The organism is uncultured Pseudoflavonifractor sp., from assembly GCF_944387275.1.
Taxonomy (GTDB): Bacteria; Bacillota; Clostridia; order Oscillospirales; family Oscillospiraceae; genus Pseudoflavonifractor; species Pseudoflavonifractor intestinihominis.
In genome coordinates this window covers 22,382-39,333 of the sequence record NZ_CALXEG010000030.1, presented here as the reverse complement: position 1 = coordinate 39,333, position 16,952 = coordinate 22,382, and the positions used below count along the sequence as shown (strand labels likewise).

The following is a 16,952-nucleotide window of genomic DNA, read 5'->3' as shown; positions in this document are numbered from 1 at the left end:
CACAAGACCATCAAGAAGGTGTCCGACGACATCGAGGCCATGAAGTTCAACACCGCCATCGCCGCCCTCATGGCCCTGGTCAACGACTTCTACGCCAACGGCTGCTCCAAGGGCGACTACGCCGCCCTGCTGCTCATGCTGTCCCCCTTCGCGCCCCACATGGTGGAGGAGCTGTGGGAGACCCTGGGCTACGCCGCCCAGCGGGGCGGCATGGCCTGCCAGCAGTCCTGGCCCGCCTACGACGAGAGCAAGACCATCGACGCCCAGGTGCAGATGGCCGTCCAGGTGTGCGGCAAGCTCCGCGCCACCATCACCGTGCCCATGGACAGCGACGAGGCCACTGTGGTGGCCGAGGCCATGAAGGACCCCAAGGTCCAGAAGTTCACCGAGGGCAAGAACCTGGTCAAGACCATCCTGGTGCCCAACAAGCTGGTCAACCTGATCGCCAAGTGATGATGAGAGGCGTGCATCACATCTCCCTCAGGGCCCCGGGCGCCATGCTGGACCTGGGCAACACCCTGCTGGAGGTGACGGCCAACGGCGGGGAGGAGCAGCGGGGCCTGTTCGCCCACATCGCCTTTGCCACCGATGACGTGGACGGGATGATCGCCCGGGTGCGGGCCGCAGGCTGCCCGGTGCTGGTGGAGCCCGGGGACCGGAACCTGGGCGGGGACTATCCCATCCGCATCGCCTTCTGCGCCGGACCGGTGGGGGAGGAGCTGGAGTTCTTCCAGGAGCGGTAAGCGTCCAGGGCCACATCAAGGAAATTTTTTCCCTTTAAAAGATTCCCTTGACAAGACGCTGAATTTTTCATATAATACTACTGTTAAAGCCATATCTAGGCGAAACCGCCTATGCCTGTGGCCCTTTCACGGCAGACAGGTCTGCCGCGTCGGAGGGAGGGGAAATCAATGTCGGAAGTCCGTGTGAAAGAGGGCGAGTCCCTGGAGAACGCCCTGAAGCGTTTTAAGCGCAGCTGCGCCAAGTCGGGCGTCCTGGCCGAGGTGCGTAAGCGCGAGTGCTATGAGAGTCCGAGCGTCAAGCGCCGCAAGAAGTCTGAGGCCGCGCGCAAGAACCGCAAGAAGTTCTACTAAGAATATAAAACCCCGCAGCCGGAAGGCTGCGGGGTTTTTGCTGCCCTGGGCCGGAAACGCGGCGTATCAATCCTCCCTCATCTGCGCACACTGTGGGGGAGGTGATGCAGTATGCGGCGGGAATACAACGACATGTACGCCCTCTTCCGCCACGAACCCGGGGCGGAGGAGTACTTCGAGCGGCTGCCCAGCTATCTTCAGGACCGCATCCGCCCCCGCTACCAGATGGTGAACTCCTTTGCAACGCTGGAGGCATGCGCGGAACGGTTCTGTGGGCCGGAATGAATAGAAAGGACGGGCCAGGACTTCCCCAAATGCGTAGGAATTGACAATTGAAAATTTTTGCCTGTGCTCTATAATGGGGAAAGTTCCTTTTGGGACTTTCCCCATAGTCTATGTGTGTATTCAGAATTCAGCAGAGAGCCAGGTGTGTGATGGAAAAGACGATAGTAAAGAAGAGAGAATCTGCCGGACGGGAGAACAACATCCTCCTGCTGACCGGCCCGATTTTTGTGGAGCTGCTGCTCCAGATGCTGGTGGGCAACGCGGACCAGATCATGGTGGGCTGGGTGGACCCCAACGGCGTGGGCGCCATCGGCAACGCCAACCAGGTGACCAACCTGCTGCTGCTGGTGTTCTCCGTGGTGTGTACCGCCTCCATGATCCTGATCTCCCAGTATATCGGCGCCCGGGACACCAGGAGCGTCAACGAGACCTATACGGTCTCCCTGTTCACCAATATCGTCTTCGGCGTGGCGGTGAGTCTGATCCTGGTGCTGGGCTGCGGACCCATCTTCCGGCTCATGGGCGTCCATGAGGAGATTTTTGAGAAGACCTGCCTCTATATGCGCATCATCGGCGCGGGCATGGTGTTCCAGTCGGTATACCTGACCTTCACCGCCTTCTTTCGCTCCAGCCAGATGATGAAGGAGACCATGGTCATCTCCGTGTTCATGAACTGCCTGAACATCGTGGGCAACTACATCCTCATCAACGGCGTGGGTCCCCTGCCCGCACTGGGCATCGCCGGCGCGGCCATCTCCAGCGGCCTGAGCCGCCTGGTGGGCGTCATCATCATCGCCCTGCTCTTCTGGAAGAAGTTCGGCCCGGTGATCCGGTTCTCCCAGCTGCGTCCCTTCCCCAAGGACCAGCTGCGGCGGCTGCTCCGCATCGGCGTGCCCGCCGGCGGCGAGTCGGTGAGCTACAATATGTCCCAGATCTGCATTCAGACCGTGTGCAACTGCTTTGCCACCTACGTGGTGAACACCCGTGTGTACGCCAACATCTTCGCCAACGTCACCTACATGTTCGGCTCGGCCATGAGCCAGGCCTGCCAGGTGGTGGCCGCCCGGCTCATGGGCGCGGAGCAGGTGGAGGAGACCAACCGCCAGGTGCACCGCACCGTACTCTTCTCCCTGGTGATCTCAGGGGCGGTGTCGGTGCTGCTGTTCCTGGTCTGCGATCCGGTCTACAGCCTCTTCACCACCGACCCCCAGGTGCTGACCCTGGCCAAGACCATCATGCTCATCGAGATCCCCCTGGAGCTGGGCCGGGCGGTGAACATGACCATGTGCCGGGCCCTCCAGGCCTGCGGGGATATCCGGTTCCCCATCATCATCTGCGTCATCGACGCCTGGATCGTGGGCGTGGGTGGCAGCTGGCTGCTGGGCGTGGTATTCGACATGGGTCTGGCTGGCCTGTGGATCGCCATGGCGGCGGACGAGTGCATCCGGGCCGGGCTTTTCCTCTGGCGCTGGCACAGCCGCGCCTGGGTGAACAAGCGCCTGCTGGCAAACTAAAAGATAAAAGGACTGCCTGTCGCAAAAGACAGGCAGTCCTTTTTACGTGGTGGGCACAAAGGGGTCTCCCACGCTGCCGGAGCCGGCGAATCCCGCGGCATCCAGGGCGATCACCGGACGGACGCCCCAGGTGTCGGCGGCGTCCCGCATGTAGAAGTACCCGTCGGTCCCCAGGATGCGCACCATGGAGCCGTTGTTGAAATAGGGGGTGTCCATCCAGCAGGGGGCGCCGGAGAGCAGCCCCTGCCGGGACAGGGAGGCCATCAGGCCGATGTCGGGCAGGCGGACGGTGTCGGTGCAGTCCATGGCCACCGCCTCCTCCATGCCCCGGTCGCTGTAGGCCGGCACGTGGAAGGCGAAGAAGTCGTTGAAGCCGGAGTCGGCCAGGTCCCGATCCGTAATGGACAGCAGCACCCGATGGCTGCCCGTCGCCAGCATCTCCCGCTCCGACTGGTCAAAGGCTGCGGTGAGGAAGTCCCCGTTGAGCCACGCCCGCAGGTCGGAGTCGCTCCAACGGCTGCTGCCGAAGTCCCCGTCCTGGTCAAAGGCCCGTTGGTCCACCGGCTCCGCCGCCAGGAGCAGCCAGGTGCCGTCCTCCTGCTGTTCCGCGGCCTGCCACAGAAGGGGCTTTCCCTCCCAGGCGCCCAGCTGGACGTAGGCCCCTGTCTCCAGGGTGTTGTGGGGCAGCTGTGCCCGTATCAGGGAGATGCCGGCGGGCACGGCCAGCAGCAGGAGGAGCACACCGGCGGTGCTCCCCGCCAGCACGGCGGCGGGGCGGAGCACCCGCTCTGCCGTGGAAAGCCGGTACCCCAGCCAGGCCAGCACCAAGAGGAGCAGCAGGTCGATGAACTGGGCGAAGGCGAACATGTGCTTGGCCAGGTCCCCCTCGCCGTTGGTGACCGTGGGCATCAGGAACTGGTAGGCCATGGAGCCCAGCACAGTGAGCGCCAGGAGGGCGGCGGAGAGCTTGTCCTTGCCCGCGCCCTTCCGGCCCGCCACGGCCCGCCACAGGGCCCAGCAGCCCGCCGCCGTGATGAGCCCAGCGGCCAGCCAGGTGTTGACGGGCAGCTGGCCCCGCAGCCAGCTCCAGCCGCCGAAGCGGCCGGCAAAGGTGAGCCTGGGGTGGGTGGCGTCCAGGTTGGAGAGGTAGTAGGGCCGGATAAAGCCGGTGTGGGCCATGGCCACGTCCAGCTTCTCCAGGTAGTAGCCCGGGTGGGAGAGGTAGAAGAACAGCAGGTCGAACTTGGACACCTGGGAGAAGTCCGCCTTGAACTGCTCGCTCTCCCGGGCGGGGGCCACCCGGTCCATGTAGTAGTTGGAGTTGGCGTATTCCGCCATGTAATCCGGAAGCCCCAGGTCGGAGAGGTACTGATCGGTCTGCTCCGGGGTGGTGTCCTTGAGGACGCCGTAGAACACAGCGTTGTAGTTGGTCTCGTAGTCCATCCAGCCGGGAAGAGAGAGATACACCGCCCCCAGTACCGCCACGCAGGCCACAGCGCCGCCGCACAGCCACTTCCGGTGCTTCTTCTCCGAGCGGAGGAAGAGGACCGCGCCCATACCTAGGGCGCACAGAGCGGCCACCGGCAGGTTGATGAACTTGCTCCAGCCGTACACCACGCAGGCGAGGAAGTACCACCCGGCATTCCAGCCCAGAGAGCCCCGGCGGGTCAGCAGCCGCGGGCCGAACACCGCCATGGCCAGCAGGCCCAGCATCTGCACCGGCTCGCTGTACAGGGAGTTGAAGTAGGTGATATACCCCTCGTCGCACAGGACGAAGAGGACGGCCAGCTTCACCAGCAGGTCGCACCACAGGGAGGGCAGCCGGAAGGAGCGGAACAGCAGGAGCAGCAGCCCGGCATAGCACAGCAGATAGATGAGGCCCAGCACCTGGATGTGGTAGGTGTCCAGGCTCTGGCCGGTGAGGGCGTTGAGGGCCAGATTGCCCGCCAGGGAGGCCCGGACGAACACCAGATGGATGGAGGGGTAGGCGGCGGTGTTGTCCAGATTGAAGAGCAGGTTCCACAGCTTTGCCCCGGCGGGATCCCCCTGAAAGACCATGCGGAAGGTGTCCTCGTACACAAAGGAGCCGGTGCTCTCCGCGTAGTCCAGGGAATTGGTGCTCATCACCCGGCCGAAGTCCCCGTTGTTGGACAATCCCGCCCCGCCGCCGGCGAAGAGCACCAGGGCCATAATGACGGCGGCCAGGGCGGCCAGCAGGAAGGGGCCGAACCGGTCGTAGAATTGGGCCGCCCGGAGGGCGGAAGGCTGTCTGTTCATAGGTCACCTCACGGAAAATGGGGATGGTGGGGTCACAGGGCCGCCTTCAGGTCGGAGAGGAAGCCCTCCACGTCGGCGGCCTGGGTGGCGAAGGAGGTGACCAGCCGGATGACCGTGTGGCGCTCATCCTGGCGGGTCCACACCTCATAGGCGCACAGAGCGTCCAGCACGGGGAGCAGGCTGTCGGGCACCGCGGGGAACACCATGTTGGAGGCCGAGCGGGGGGCCATGGGAATGCCCATAGCCTCCAGACCGGACTGGAGGGCCTGGGCCATGTCCACCGCGTGGCGGGCGATGGTCCAGTAGAGCCCGTCCTCCAGCAGGGTCTGGAACTGGAGGCCCAGCAGCCAGCCCTTGGCCAGCACCGCGCCCCGCTGCTTCTTGATGCGGAAGAAGCCCTCCTGAAGGGCCGGGTTGACGATGACCAGGGCCTCGCCCATGAGGGCGCCGTTCTTGGTGCCGCCGATGTAGAACGCGTCGGTGAGGCGGGCCAGGTCGGGGAGGGTCACGTCGTTCTCCGCCGCGCCGAAGGCGGCCCCCAGCCGGGCACCGTCCAGGAACAGGAGAAGGTTGTTGGCCCTGCAGCAGGCGGAGAGGGCCTCCAGCTCGGCCAGGGTGTACACCGCGCCGTTCTCGGTGGCGTCCGAGATGTAGACCAGCCTGGGCAGCACCACGTGCTCGTTGCGGCCCTCCTCCACCAGCGGGAGGATGAGCTCCGGGGTCAGCTTGCCGTCGGGGGCGGCGTGGGCCTGGAGCAGCTTGTGGCCGGTGGCCTCCACCGCGCCGCCCTCGTGGCCGTTGACGTGGCCGGTGTGGGCGCAGATGACCCCCTCCCAGGGGCGGAGGAAGGCGGCAATAGCGGTGAAGTTGGTCTGTGTGCCTCCGATGAGGAACTGGACGTCCGCCTCAGGGCAGCGGCACAGGTTTTTGATGAGCTGGGCGGCGCTGGCACAGTAGTCGTCGGCGCCGTAGCCGATGACGTGTTCGCCGTTGTGGGCGGCGATGGCGGAGAGGACGGCGGGGTGGGCGGCCTCGGAGTAGTCGTTGCGGAAATTGTACATGTGCGTCACCTCATAGACGAAAAGGGGCCGCAGGCCGCCCCGGGAGCTGGGGCAGGCCTGCGGCCGCCGGGAATCAGAATTTGAAGCTGTCCTTCAGGCTGACGGACCGGTTGAACACCAGGTGGTCAGGGGAGGAGTCCTTGCTGTCCACACAGAAGTAGCCCTGGCGCAGGAACTGGAAGGAGGCGGGGGCGGCGGCGTGGGCCAGGCTGGCCTCCACCTTGGCGCCGGAGAGCACCTCCAGGGAGTTGGGGTTCAGGCAGTCCAGGAAGTTCTTGTCGCCGGCGTCGGGGTCGGCGTCGGAGAACAGGTTGTCGTACAGCCGGATCTCCGCGTCCACGGCGGTGGCGGCGTCCACCCAGTGGATGGTGGCGCCCTTCACCTTGCGGCCGTCGGCGGGATCGCCGCCCCGGGAGTCGGGGTCGTACTCACAGAGGACCTCCACCACGTTGCCGTTCTCGTCCTTCACGCAGCCGGTGCACTTGATGAGGTAGGCGCCCTTCAGGCGGCACTCGGGTCCCTCGGGGTAGAGGCGCTTGTACTTGGGCACCGGGGTCTCCAGAAAGTCCTCGGCCTCGATATACAGGTGGCGGGAGAAGGACACCTCGCGGGTGCCGTCCTCGGGACGGCTGGGGTTGTTCTCCACGGCGAAGGTCTCGCTCTGGCCCTCGGGGTAGTTGGTGACGGTGAGCTTGATGGGGCGCAGCACCGCCATGCGGCGCAGGGCCACCTCGTTCAGGTCCTCCCGCAGGCAGTGCTCCAGGAAGGCGAACTCCACGGTGGAGGCCGCCTTGCTCACGCCGTTGCGCTCGGAGAAGTTGCGGATGGACCGGGGGGTGTAGCCACGGCGGCGCAGGCCGCACAGGGTGGGCATACGGGGGTCGTCCCAGCCGGAGACCCGGCCCTCCTCCACCAGCTGGCGCAGCTTCCGCTTGCTCATGACGGTGTAGTTGATGCCCAGCCGGGCGAACTCGATCTGCCGGGGCTTGGCGGGCAGGTCGCAGTGCTCGATGACCCAGTCGTACAGAGGCCGGTGGTCCTCAAACTCCAGGGAGCACAGGGAGTGGGTGATGCCCTCCAGGGCGTCCTCGATGGGGTGGGCGAAGTCGTACATGGGGTAGATGCACCACTTGTCGCCCTGGCGGTGGTGGCGCATGTGGTTGATGCGGTAGATGACGGGGTCGCGCATGTTGAAGTTGCCGCTGGCCAGGTCGATCTTGGCCCGCAGGGTCATGCGGCCGTTCTCAAACTCGCCGGCGCGCATCCGGGCGAACAGGTCCAGGGACTCCTCCACGGGGCGGTCCCGCCAGGGGGAGCGGGCGGGGGTGTTCACATCGCCCCGGTACTCCTTGAACTGCTCGGGGGTCAGCTCGCAGACGTAGGCCAGGCCCTTCTTGATGAGCTCCACGGCGCAGTCGTACATCTTCTCAAAGTAGTCGGAGGCGTAGTAGAACCGGTCGCCCCAGTCGTAGCCCAGCCAGTGGATGTCCTCCTGGATGGCCTCCACGTACTCCACGTCCTCCTTGGTGGGGTTGGTGTCGTCCATGCGGAGGTTGCACAGGCCGCCGTACTTCTCAGCGGTGCCGAAGTCGATGAAGATGGCCTTGGCGTGGCCGATGTGGAGGTAGCCGTTGGGCTCGGGGGGAAAGCGGGTATGGACGGTCATGCCCTGGAACTGACCACCCTGGGCGATGTCCTCGTCAATGAAATCATGGATGAAGTTTTGGGTCATGGTGGTGTTCAGTTCTTCGGTCATGTTGTTTCACTCCTTAAATGTTCCATTTCTGCCGTGCCGCCGGAAGGCAGCCAGCTAAATCCTTATTTTACCCGCTGCATACAGAAATTGCAATGGATTTCTCACAACAGGGCGGAAAAATCTGTCTCCCTCCGCCCTCAGCCCACCACGTTGATGGGGTTGCCCTCCAGATAGGCGGTGATGTTCCCCGCCAGCAGGGAGATGAGCCGCTGTCTGGTCTCCAGGCCCTTCCAGCCCATGTGGGGGGTGAGGATGACATTTTCCATGTTGTAGAGGGGGTTGTCCTCGGCCGGGGGCTCGGTCTCCTGCACGTCCAGGCCCGCGCCCGCGATGGTCCCGGATCTCAGGGCGTCGATGAGAGCGGCCTCATCCACCAGGGCGCCCCGGGCGGTGTTGATGAGGAAGGCGGTGGGCTTCATGAGGGCGAGGGTGTCCTTGTTGATGAGGTGGCGGGTGGAATCGGTGAGGGGGCAATGGAGGGAGACATAGTCGCTCCGACGGAGCAGCTCCTCCAGGCTGACGCAGGTCACGCCGGGGCCGTAGTCCCGGGGGGTGCGGCTGTAGACCAGCACCTCCATGTCCAGGGCCAGGGCCACCTTTATCACCGCCCGGCCGATGTTGCCCGCGCCGATGAGGCCCAGAGTCTTGCCATTGACCTCCACGTGGTCCAGGCCCAGGCAGCGGGTGAAGTTGCTCCGGTCGCCCCGCTCCAGCATCCGGATCTGGGCCCCCATGGAGGAGCTGAGGCAGAGCAGGAGCATAATGGCCGTGTGGGCCACCCGCTGGGAGCTGTAGGCCGGGATGTTGCACACGGTGATGCCTCTGGCCTTGGCGGCGGCCAGGTCGATGTTGTTGTAGCCGGTGCCCGCCTCGCAGATGAGCTTCACCGAGTCGGGGAACCGGGCGATCAGCTCTGCGGGCACGGGCAGCTCCTTGGTCACGGCGATCTCGCAGCCCTGGAGCCGCTGGATCATCTGCTCCGGCGTGCTGTCGTCATAGATGGTGACGTGGGGGGCCAGGGAAGTCAGGTCCAGCTTCCCGTCGTAGTTCATTTTCGCGGCGTTGAGCACCACGGTGGTTCCGTTCATGGATATCCTTCCTCTCGAGACTGATTGAGCTTACTATATCAGCCCCGGGCGGCGTTGACAAGGGGACAGAAAAGAGCGGCGCGGGAATTTTCCGCGCCGCTCTTGAGAAAATGAGGTTACCGGGCGTAGGCGGCCCGGCCGGTCTCGTAGAGGTTGCCGCCCTGGGCGTCGATGGCCACGGTGAGGGGCAGGTCCTGGACGGTCATCCGCTTGACCGACTCACAGCCCAGGTCCTCAAAGGCGATGACCTCCACCGTCTTGATGCACTTGGCGATCAGAGCTCCGGCGCCGCCCACGGCGGCGAAGTACACCCCGCCGTTGCGGACCATGGCGTCCACCACGGCCTGGGACCGCTGGCCCTTGCCGATCATGGCCCGCAGGCCCAGGTCCAGCAGCCGGGGGGCGTAGGGGTCCATACGGCTGGAGGTGGTGGGGCCGCAGGCCCCCACCGCCATGCCCTGCTGGCCGGGGGTGGGACCGGCGTAGTAGATGACCGCGTCCTTCAGGGGGAAGGGCGGCTCTTTGCCCTGGTCCAGCAGGGCAAAGATGCGCTTGTGGGCCGCGTCACGGGCGGTGTAGATGGTGCCCGACAGGAGCACCCGGTCCCCGGCCCGGAGGGAGGAGGCGGCAGCGGGCAGCTGTTCGGTTGTAAGAGAGAGCGTCTGTGCCATGGCTTATTCCTCCGTCAGGGGCGTGGGGGCCTTGGGGGGCTCCCCTTCGCGGCAGATCTGGAGCAGCTTCTCCAGGGCGGTGTCGTGCTCGGCGAACTCGGCGGTGATGTGCTCCAGGCTGCGGGCCACCCGGTCCAGCTCGCCGGAGGCGTGGGAGATGGTGGCGTCCACATCGGTGCGCAGACGGTCATACCCCGCCTCCACCCGGGTCAGCCACTGATTGACCTGCTCCCGGGTCTCCTTGGCCTTTTTCTCAGCCTCGGCCTGGACGGCCTGGGCCCGGTAGTGGGCGTCCAGCTCGATGCCGCCCACCCGGTCCTTGACGCCGGCGTAGGCTTCGGCGTCCGCCTCCGAGCGGGACAGGCGGGACCGGGCGGCGGAGAGCTCCTCCTCGGCCCGGGTCAGCCGGGCGGTCTTCTCCTCCAGCTCCGCCCGGACGGCGTCCAGCGCGTCGCTCTTCTCCTTCAGCTCGGCGGCCAGAGCCTCGGCCCGGGCGGACAGCTCCTCCTCCCGGACGGCGGCGTCCGAGAGCTTCTTCTCCGCCTCGGAAGCCGCCTTACGGGCCTCTTCCAGGTCCCTGGTCAGGGCGGCTACCTTCTCCCGGTGCTGCCGGGAGGAGGTCTCCACATAGTTCAGCACATCCTGCTTATGAAATCCGCCGAAGGCCACGCTGCGGAACTGCTGCTCACTCATTATGAGACACCTCGTCTTTCTGCGAAAATGGAACCGCAATTATAGACAGTATATCATATCTTTCCGTCCAACACAATGATCTGCGGGCCAGGATGGGCGGACTGACGGGAAAACCGCCCGGGAAATCCTGCGGATAGGGGGAGTTATGAATTGACGTTCCAGCGGAAGGGGTGATATAATATACTGATTTTGTATGCACATATGTTTTGAGGGATATGCTTATGTGGATTTCTGACAAGTGGAACGACTACGAGCTGATCGACTGCGGCGGCGGGGAGAAGCTGGAGCGCTGGGGCAAGTACACCCTGGTGCGGCCCGACCCCCAGGCCATCTGGAACACCCCCCGGGAAAACCGGCTGTGGCGGCATCCTGACGCCCGGTATGCCCGCTCCTCCACCGGCGGCGGCCAGTGGGAGAAGAAGGACGTGCCCGAGCGCTGGCAGGTGAAGTACGGGGACCTGACCTTCAACATCAAGCCCATGAACTTCAAGCACACCGGCCTCTTCCCCGAGCAGGCCGCCAACTGGGACTTTGCCCGGGAGCAGATCAGGAAGGCGGGGCGGCCCATCAATGTGCTCAACCTGTTCGCCTACACCGGCGGGGCCACCGTGGCCTGCGCCGCTGCCGGGGCCAGCGTGTGCCACGTGGACGCGGCCAAGGGCATGGTGGCCTGGGCCAGGGAGAACGCCAAGTCCTCCGGCGTGGAGGACAGGCCCATCCGCTGGATCATCGACGACTGCGGCAAGTTTGTGGAGCGGGAGATCCGCCGGGGCCGGAAGTACGACGCGGTGATCATGGACCCGCCGTCTTACGGCCGGGGCCCCTCCGGCGAGATCTGGAAGCTGGAGGAGAATCTCTACCCCTTTGTGGAGCTGGTGGCCCAGGTGCTCTCCGACGAGCCCCTGTTCTTCCTCATCAACTCCTACACCACCGGTCTGGCCCCCTCGGTGCTGACCTACATTCTGGAGACGGTGGTGTCCAAGCAGCACGGCGGCCACACCGAGAGCGCCGAGCTGGGGCTGCGGGTCACCGAGACCGGACTGGCGCTGCCCTGCGGCGCCACCGGCCGCTGGATGGCCGACCGGTAAAGAACCAACGACAGGGAACGGGAGACAAGAAATGGCCAATTCCATTGTAAAAACCGAAAACCTCCGCTTCTCCTACGAGGCCGAGGGGGGACTCTCCCCGGTGGTGCTGGACGGAGTGGACCTGGAGATCGAAGAGGGCAGCTTTGTGGCGGTGCTGGGCCACAACGGGTCGGGCAAATCCACCCTGGCCAAGCACATGAACGCCATCCTGCTGCCTACCGGCGGCAAGGTGTACGTGGACGGCATGGACACCTGCGACGACGACAAGCTGCTGGACATCCGCCGCACCGTGGGCATGGTGTTCCAGAACCCGGACAACCAGATCGTGGCCAACGTGGTGGAGGAGGATGTGGCCTTCGCCCCCGAGAACCTGGGCGTGCCTCCGGAGGAGATCCGCCGCCGGGTGGACGAGGCCCTCAAGCTGGTGGACATGTACGAGTACCGGGAGCACGCGCCCCATCTGCTCTCCGGCGGCCAGAAGCAGCGGGTAGCCATTGCGGGCGTCATCGCCATGCGGCCCCGGTGCATCGTGCTGGACGAGCCCACCGCCATGCTGGACCCCATCGGCCGCAAGGAGGTGCTGAGCACCATCCGCCAGCTCAACCGGAGCGCGGGCATCACCGTGGTGCTCATCACCCACCACATGGACGAGGCCGCCCAGGCCGACCGGCTGGTGGTCATGAGCAAGGGCAAGGTCATCGCCGACGGAGCGCCCCGGCAGGTGTTCCAGCGGGTGGAGGAGCTGAAGGCCGTGGGCCTGACGGTGCCCGAGACGGTGGAGCTGTGCTGGGAGCTGCGCAAGGAGGGGCTGGACGCCCCCCTGGACGCCCTCAGCGACGAGGAGTGCGCCCAGGCGCTGTATAAGATGATTACCCGGTAAACCGGCATATTTTGCGGGCGTTACCTCCATAAGAGGAATGCACCACTGATAAAAAGGACTGAAGTCATTGGAACCGATTATCCAGACGGAAAAACTCAGCCACATCTATTCCGCCGGCACCCCCTTTGAGCACGGCGCGCTGATCGATGTGGATTTCACGGCCTACCGGGGGGAGTACCTGGGCATCATCGGCCACACCGGCTCGGGCAAGTCCACCCTGATCCAGCACCTCAACGGACTGCTCAAGCCCACCTCCGGCCGGGTGCTCTTTGAGGGCAAGGACATCTGGGAGACCAAGGAGCGCACCCACCAGACCCGCTTCCACGTGGGCCTGGTGTTCCAGTACCCGGAGTATCAGCTCTTTGAGGAGACGGTGTACAAGGACATCGCCTTCGGCCCCCGGAACATGAAGCTCTCCGAAGAGGAGATCGACCGCCGGGTCCGGGAGGCGGCGGCCTTTGTGGGTCTGCCCGACGCCATGCTGGAGCAGTCCCCCTTTGAGCTGTCCGGCGGCCAGAAGCGCCGGGTGGCCATTGCGGGCGTCATCGCCATGGAGCCCTCCGTCCTCATTCTTGACGAGCCCACCGCCGGGCTGGACCCGGTGGGCGTGGAGAGCATCCTGTCCAACATCCACGACTACCACGTGGCCAAGAACGCCACCATCATCATCGTCTCCCACTCCATGGAGGAGGTGGCCCGGACGGTGGACCGGCTGGTGGTGGTCAACGACGGGCGCATCCCCTTCGCGGGCACGCCCCGGGAGGTCTTTGCCCACGAGGAGGAGCTGACCGCCATGGGTCTGGGCGTGCCCCAGGTGACCCGGGTGCTCCACCAGCTGAAAAAGCTGGGCGTGGACGTGGACGACACGGTGTACACCATGGAGCAGGCCAAGGTGGCTGTCATGGCGGCCTACAGAGCGCGGAAGGGGGCGGTGTAAGTGGCGCTGAAGGACATTACCCTGGGGCAGTATTTCCCCGGAAATTCCATTCTCCACCGCCTGGACCCCCGGACCAAGATCCTCCTCACGGCCATGTATATCGTGGCCCTCTTCCTGGCCAAGCAGCTGGTGGGGTACGGCATCATGATGGTGGTGCTGGCCTCGGCCATCGCCGTGTCCAAGGTGAAACTGAAGACCATCTTCCGGGGCCTCAAGCCCATTCTCATTATTATCATCATCACCGCTTTCCTCAACCTGTTCTGGACTCCGGGACAGACCATCTGGAAGTGGGGCTTCCTCAACCTGACGGTGGAGGGCATCTGGTCGGCTGTCTTTATGGTGCTGCGCATCTCCATGCTCATCCTGTGCACCTTCCTGCTGACCTACACCACCTCGCCCATCCTCCTGACCGACGGACTTGAGAATCTGATGGGCCCCCTGAAGAAGATCCATGTGCCTGTCCATGAGCTGTCCATGATGATGTCCATCGCCCTGCGGTTCATCCCCACCCTGATCGAGGAGACGGACAAGATCATGTCCGCCCAGAAGGCCAGAGGCGCCGACTTCGACACCGGCGGCCTGATGGACAAGGCCAAGGCCCTCATCCCGCTGCTGGTGCCCCTGTTCATCTCCGCCTTCCGCCGTGCGGACGAGCTGGCCATCGCCATGGAGTGCCGCTGCTACCACGGCGGCGAGGGCCGCACCCGCCTGCGCCAGCTGAAGTACCGGCGGGCCGACGTGATTTTCCTGGTGTGCGGACTGGCGGTCTGCGTGGCCGTGGGCGTGCTGGCCCGCTTCGGCCTGTGAAAAATTAAGAAATTTCTAATGAAAGCTCTATGACTTTATGAGAAATATAGCGTTAAAATTGATGTACGTGGGCACCGCTTATCACGGGTGGCAGATCCAGAAGAACGCCGTCACCATTGAGGACACGCTGGAGAAGGCGCTGGCCACAGTGGTGGGCCACCCGGTGAAGTGCACCGGCGCGGGCCGCACCGACGCGGGCGTCCATGCGGAGACCTATATCGCCAACTTCCGTACCACCTCCACCATCCCCTGCGACCGGCTCCCCCTGGCGGTGAACACCCGCCTGCCGGAGGACATCGTGGTGGTCAAGGCCACGGAGGTCCACGACGGCTTCAACGCCATCGGCTCCTGTATCAAAAAGGAGTACACCTACCGCATCTACAACTCCCGCATCCGCAACGCCTTTTTTGTCAACCGGGTCTGGTTCTACCCCAAGCACCTGGACGAGACTGTGATGCAGGCGGCGGCCGACCGGTTCGTGGGCACCCACGACTTTGCCGCCGTCCAGTCGGTGGGCACGGAGGTGCAGTCCACGGTGCGCACCGTACACTATTTCAATATGTCCCGCTCGGGGGACATGATCGAGTGCCGGGTGTGCGCCAACGGCTTTCTCTACAACATGGTGCGGGCCATGGTGGGCACCTGCGTGTACGCCGCGGAGGGCAAGTTCCCGCCGGAGGCGGTGAGCGACATTCTGGAGGGCCGCTGCCGCACGGCGGCAGGTCCCACCGCGCCTCCGGGCGGCCTGTACATGACCAAGCTGTGGTACGAAGAGGACGTGCTCTGAGGGGCAGAATTTTTAAGGAATTTGGTGCATACACATGAACGACAGACAGGCGGAGCCCGGCGGCGGGCAGAAGAAAAAAGCGAATATTCTGGTCCGTCTGCTGGCCTTTCTGGTGACGCTGGCCCTGATCTTCGGCGCGGTGACCCTGGTGGTTTACCGGGACCGGCTGAACTTTGACGTGATCCGGCGTTACTTCACCTACCGCAGCCTGGAGCGCAACGACAGCGGACAGGCTGAGTCCTTTGCCCACGAGGGCAGCACCCGGGACATCTTCGTCTCGGCGGGGGAGAACCTGCTGGTGTGCTCCACCACCGGCGTGCGGCTCTTTTCCGGCAGCGGCACCCAGTATGTGGACGAGCAGATCGTGATGGAGCAGCCGGTGGCCATGGCGGCGGGGGAGTGGTCCCTGGCCTATGACGCCGGCGGCAGCACCCTCTACCTGTTCCGGGACAAGGAGAAGGTGTTCTCCCTGGGCGCGGAGGATGACAAGACCATCCTGTCCGCCCGGATCAACGCTGCCGGCTGGCTGGCCGTGGTCACCCAGGCCGCCAGCTACAAGGGCTCCATCATGGTGTACAATCCCCAGCAGCAGCCGGTGCTCCAGCTGAACCGGTCCAGCGGCTTTGTGATGGACGCGGTGGTGACGGAGGACGGGAAGTACCTGGCGGCGGTGACGGTCAGCCAGAGCGGCGCGTCCTTTGTCAGCAGCCTGGACTTCTACCGACTGGACCGGACCGAGGAGGAGACCGAGCCGGACGTGTCCAGCACGCTGGACGGCAGCGTGGTCCTGGACCTGCGGCAGCAGGGCGATGCCCTGTGGGCCCTGGGGGACACGGGGGTGTTTGACTTCTCCCTGGCGGAGAAGAGCCTGGGGCAGCGGCAGGGCGCCTACAGCTACCCCGACCAGTACCTGAAGGAGTTCTCCCTGGACGGGGACGGGTACGCGGCGCTGCTGCTGGGCAAGTACCGGGCCGGCACCCAGGCCCAGCTCCTGGTGACCGACCAGTCGGGAGCCGTGACGGGCACCCTGGACATCGGGGAGCAGGTGCTCTCTCTGTCCGCGTCGGGGCGGTATATCGCCGTGCTCACCGCCGACCGGCTGGACATCTACACCTCGGATCTCCGCCTCTATGACAGCCTGTCCGGCACCCAGAACGCCCAGAAGGTGCTCATGCGGTCGGACGGCACAGCCATGCTCATCGGCGCGAAGACCGCCCGGCTCTACATCCCGGGCTGAATCAGAAACCCTTTTTGAGATTCCATATGGAGGTTCCCATGGCTTATCTGGTATTTGACATCGCAATTCTGGCCATTCTGGCCGTCTTCGCCTGGCGGGGCGCGTCCAGGGGCTTTGTGCTCTCCCTGTGCGGCCTGCTGGCCGTGATCGTGGCCTTTGTGGGGGCCAGCTTCCTGGCCGGGCTGCTGGCGCCCAAGGTGGGCGCCGCCCTGGAGCCCCGATTCGCCCAGGCCATTGAGGAGAAGCTGGAGGAGCAGTTCCAGCAGTCCGACCCGGTGGGGGACGCCGCCGCCGGCCTGACGGAAGGGGAGGACTATCCCCTTCAGGACGTGCTGTCCGTGCTCAAGGATATGGGACTCTATGAGGACCTAGTGAACACCATCGACCAGGCGGTGCAGGACGGCATGACCGCCGTGGCCGCCAACGCGGCAGCGGCCGTGGCCGCCGCCATCGCCCAGTCGGTGGCCTATACGGTGATCTTCACCGTCGCGTTCGCGGCCATCCTGATCGCGTGGAAGGTGTTCTCCCATGCGGTGGACCTGGTGGCAAAGCTGCCCGGCCTGAACTTCCTCAACAAGACCGGCGGCGCGGCCATGGGCCTGATTAAGGGCGTGATCATCCTCTTTCTGGCGGCCTGGATCATCCAGTACTCCGGCAAGCTCATCCCGGAGGAGGCAGTCCAGCAGACCCACCTGCTGAAGTTTTTCATGACCACCAACCCTCTGGCTCTGCTCCAGGGCCTGTAACGGAGCATCTCCGCCATTCCACACAAATGAA

The 16,952-nt window shown here is 64.7% G+C and carries 18 protein-coding genes; 12 read left to right on the top strand and 6 right to left on the bottom strand.

Annotated elements, in window-relative coordinates:
- The 5 genes from Q0K23_RS08800 to Q0K23_RS08780 all read left to right on the top strand — a co-directional run.
- A partial coding sequence (locus Q0K23_RS08800) for a class I tRNA ligase family protein (RefSeq protein ID WP_294520888.1) occupies positions 1 to 453 on the top strand: 453 nt, incomplete at its 5' end.
- Positions 454 to 464: 11 nt separating this feature from the next.
- Positions 465 to 743, top strand: a complete 279-nt coding sequence (locus Q0K23_RS08795; protein WP_367179047.1) for a VOC family protein — start codon at positions 465 to 467, stop codon at positions 741 to 743.
- A 168-nt stretch (positions 744 to 911) separates the two neighbouring features.
- Positions 912 to 1,094: a 30S ribosomal protein S21 gene (gene rpsU / locus Q0K23_RS08790; RefSeq protein ID WP_294520882.1), complete on the top strand. Its 183-nt coding sequence runs from the start codon at positions 912 to 914 to the stop codon at positions 1,092 to 1,094.
- A gap of 111 nt (positions 1,095 to 1,205) precedes the next feature.
- Positions 1,206 to 1,379, top strand: a complete 174-nt coding sequence (locus tag Q0K23_RS08785) for a hypothetical protein (RefSeq protein WP_294520879.1) — start codon at positions 1,206 to 1,208, stop codon at positions 1,377 to 1,379.
- 149 nt (positions 1,380 to 1,528) lie between these two features.
- Positions 1,529 to 2,893, top strand: coding sequence for an MATE family efflux transporter (locus Q0K23_RS08780; protein WP_294520876.1), 1,365 nt, complete (start codon positions 1,529 to 1,531; stop codon positions 2,891 to 2,893).
- A gap of 42 nt (positions 2,894 to 2,935) precedes the next feature.
- Here Q0K23_RS08780 and Q0K23_RS08775 read toward each other — a convergent pair whose 3' ends face one another.
- From Q0K23_RS08775 to Q0K23_RS08750, 6 genes are all read right to left on the bottom strand, one after another.
- Positions 2,936 to 5,170, bottom strand: a complete 2,235-nt coding sequence (locus Q0K23_RS08775; protein ID WP_294520873.1) for a DUF6273 domain-containing protein — start codon at positions 5,168 to 5,170, stop codon at positions 2,936 to 2,938.
- A gap of 32 nt (positions 5,171 to 5,202) precedes the next feature.
- Positions 5,203 to 6,231, bottom strand: coding sequence for a low specificity L-threonine aldolase (locus tag Q0K23_RS08770; RefSeq protein WP_294520870.1), 1,029 nt, complete (start codon positions 6,229 to 6,231; stop codon positions 5,203 to 5,205).
- Positions 6,232 to 6,304: 73 nt separating this feature from the next.
- Positions 6,305 to 7,987 carry a glutamine--tRNA ligase/YqeY domain fusion protein gene (locus Q0K23_RS08765; RefSeq protein WP_294520865.1) on the bottom strand — a complete coding sequence of 561 codons (1,683 nt, stop codon included), beginning with the start codon at positions 7,985 to 7,987 and terminating at the stop codon, positions 6,305 to 6,307.
- A 137-nt stretch (positions 7,988 to 8,124) separates the two neighbouring features.
- On the bottom strand, positions 8,125 to 9,075 hold the full coding sequence (locus Q0K23_RS08760) for a 2-hydroxyacid dehydrogenase (RefSeq protein ID WP_294520862.1): 951 nt from the start codon (positions 9,073 to 9,075) through the stop codon (positions 8,125 to 8,127).
- Between the two features lie 116 nt (positions 9,076 to 9,191).
- Positions 9,192 to 9,746, bottom strand: coding sequence for a Fe-S-containing hydro-lyase (locus Q0K23_RS08755; RefSeq protein ID WP_294520859.1), 555 nt, complete (start codon positions 9,744 to 9,746; stop codon positions 9,192 to 9,194).
- Between the two features lie 3 nt (positions 9,747 to 9,749).
- Complete coding sequence (locus tag Q0K23_RS08750) at positions 9,750 to 10,439, bottom strand: hypothetical protein (protein ID WP_294520856.1); 690 nt, start codon at positions 10,437 to 10,439, stop codon at positions 9,750 to 9,752.
- A gap of 221 nt (positions 10,440 to 10,660) precedes the next feature.
- On the opposite strand from Q0K23_RS08750, the gene Q0K23_RS08745 reads away from it, so the two are divergent.
- From Q0K23_RS08745 to Q0K23_RS08715, 7 genes are all read left to right on the top strand, one after another.
- Positions 10,661 to 11,527, top strand: a complete 867-nt coding sequence (locus tag Q0K23_RS08745; protein WP_294520853.1) for a class I SAM-dependent methyltransferase — start codon at positions 10,661 to 10,663, stop codon at positions 11,525 to 11,527.
- A 31-nt stretch (positions 11,528 to 11,558) separates the two neighbouring features.
- Positions 11,559 to 12,407 carry an energy-coupling factor transporter ATPase gene (locus Q0K23_RS08740; RefSeq protein WP_294520850.1) on the top strand — a complete coding sequence of 283 codons (849 nt, stop codon included), beginning with the start codon at positions 11,559 to 11,561 and terminating at the stop codon, positions 12,405 to 12,407.
- 67 nt (positions 12,408 to 12,474) lie between these two features.
- Complete coding sequence (locus tag Q0K23_RS08735) at positions 12,475 to 13,344, top strand: energy-coupling factor transporter ATPase (protein WP_294520847.1); 870 nt, start codon at positions 12,475 to 12,477, stop codon at positions 13,342 to 13,344.
- Positions 13,345 to 14,151 (top strand): energy-coupling factor transporter transmembrane protein EcfT, encoded by an 807-nt coding sequence (locus tag Q0K23_RS08730; RefSeq protein WP_294520844.1) that lies wholly within the window; start codon positions 13,345 to 13,347, stop codon positions 14,149 to 14,151. It abuts the gene before it with no gap.
- Between the two features lie 37 nt (positions 14,152 to 14,188).
- Entirely contained in the window at positions 14,189 to 14,938 is a 750-nt protein-coding gene (gene truA, locus Q0K23_RS08725) for a tRNA pseudouridine(38-40) synthase TruA (protein WP_294520841.1), read from the top strand.
- 34 nt (positions 14,939 to 14,972) lie between these two features.
- Positions 14,973 to 16,175, top strand: coding sequence for a DUF5711 family protein (locus Q0K23_RS08720; RefSeq protein WP_294520838.1), 1,203 nt, complete (start codon positions 14,973 to 14,975; stop codon positions 16,173 to 16,175).
- A gap of 38 nt (positions 16,176 to 16,213) precedes the next feature.
- Positions 16,214 to 16,921, top strand: a complete 708-nt coding sequence (locus Q0K23_RS08715; RefSeq protein ID WP_294520835.1) for a CvpA family protein — start codon at positions 16,214 to 16,216, stop codon at positions 16,919 to 16,921.
- Positions 16,922 to 16,952 lie beyond the last annotated feature (31 nt).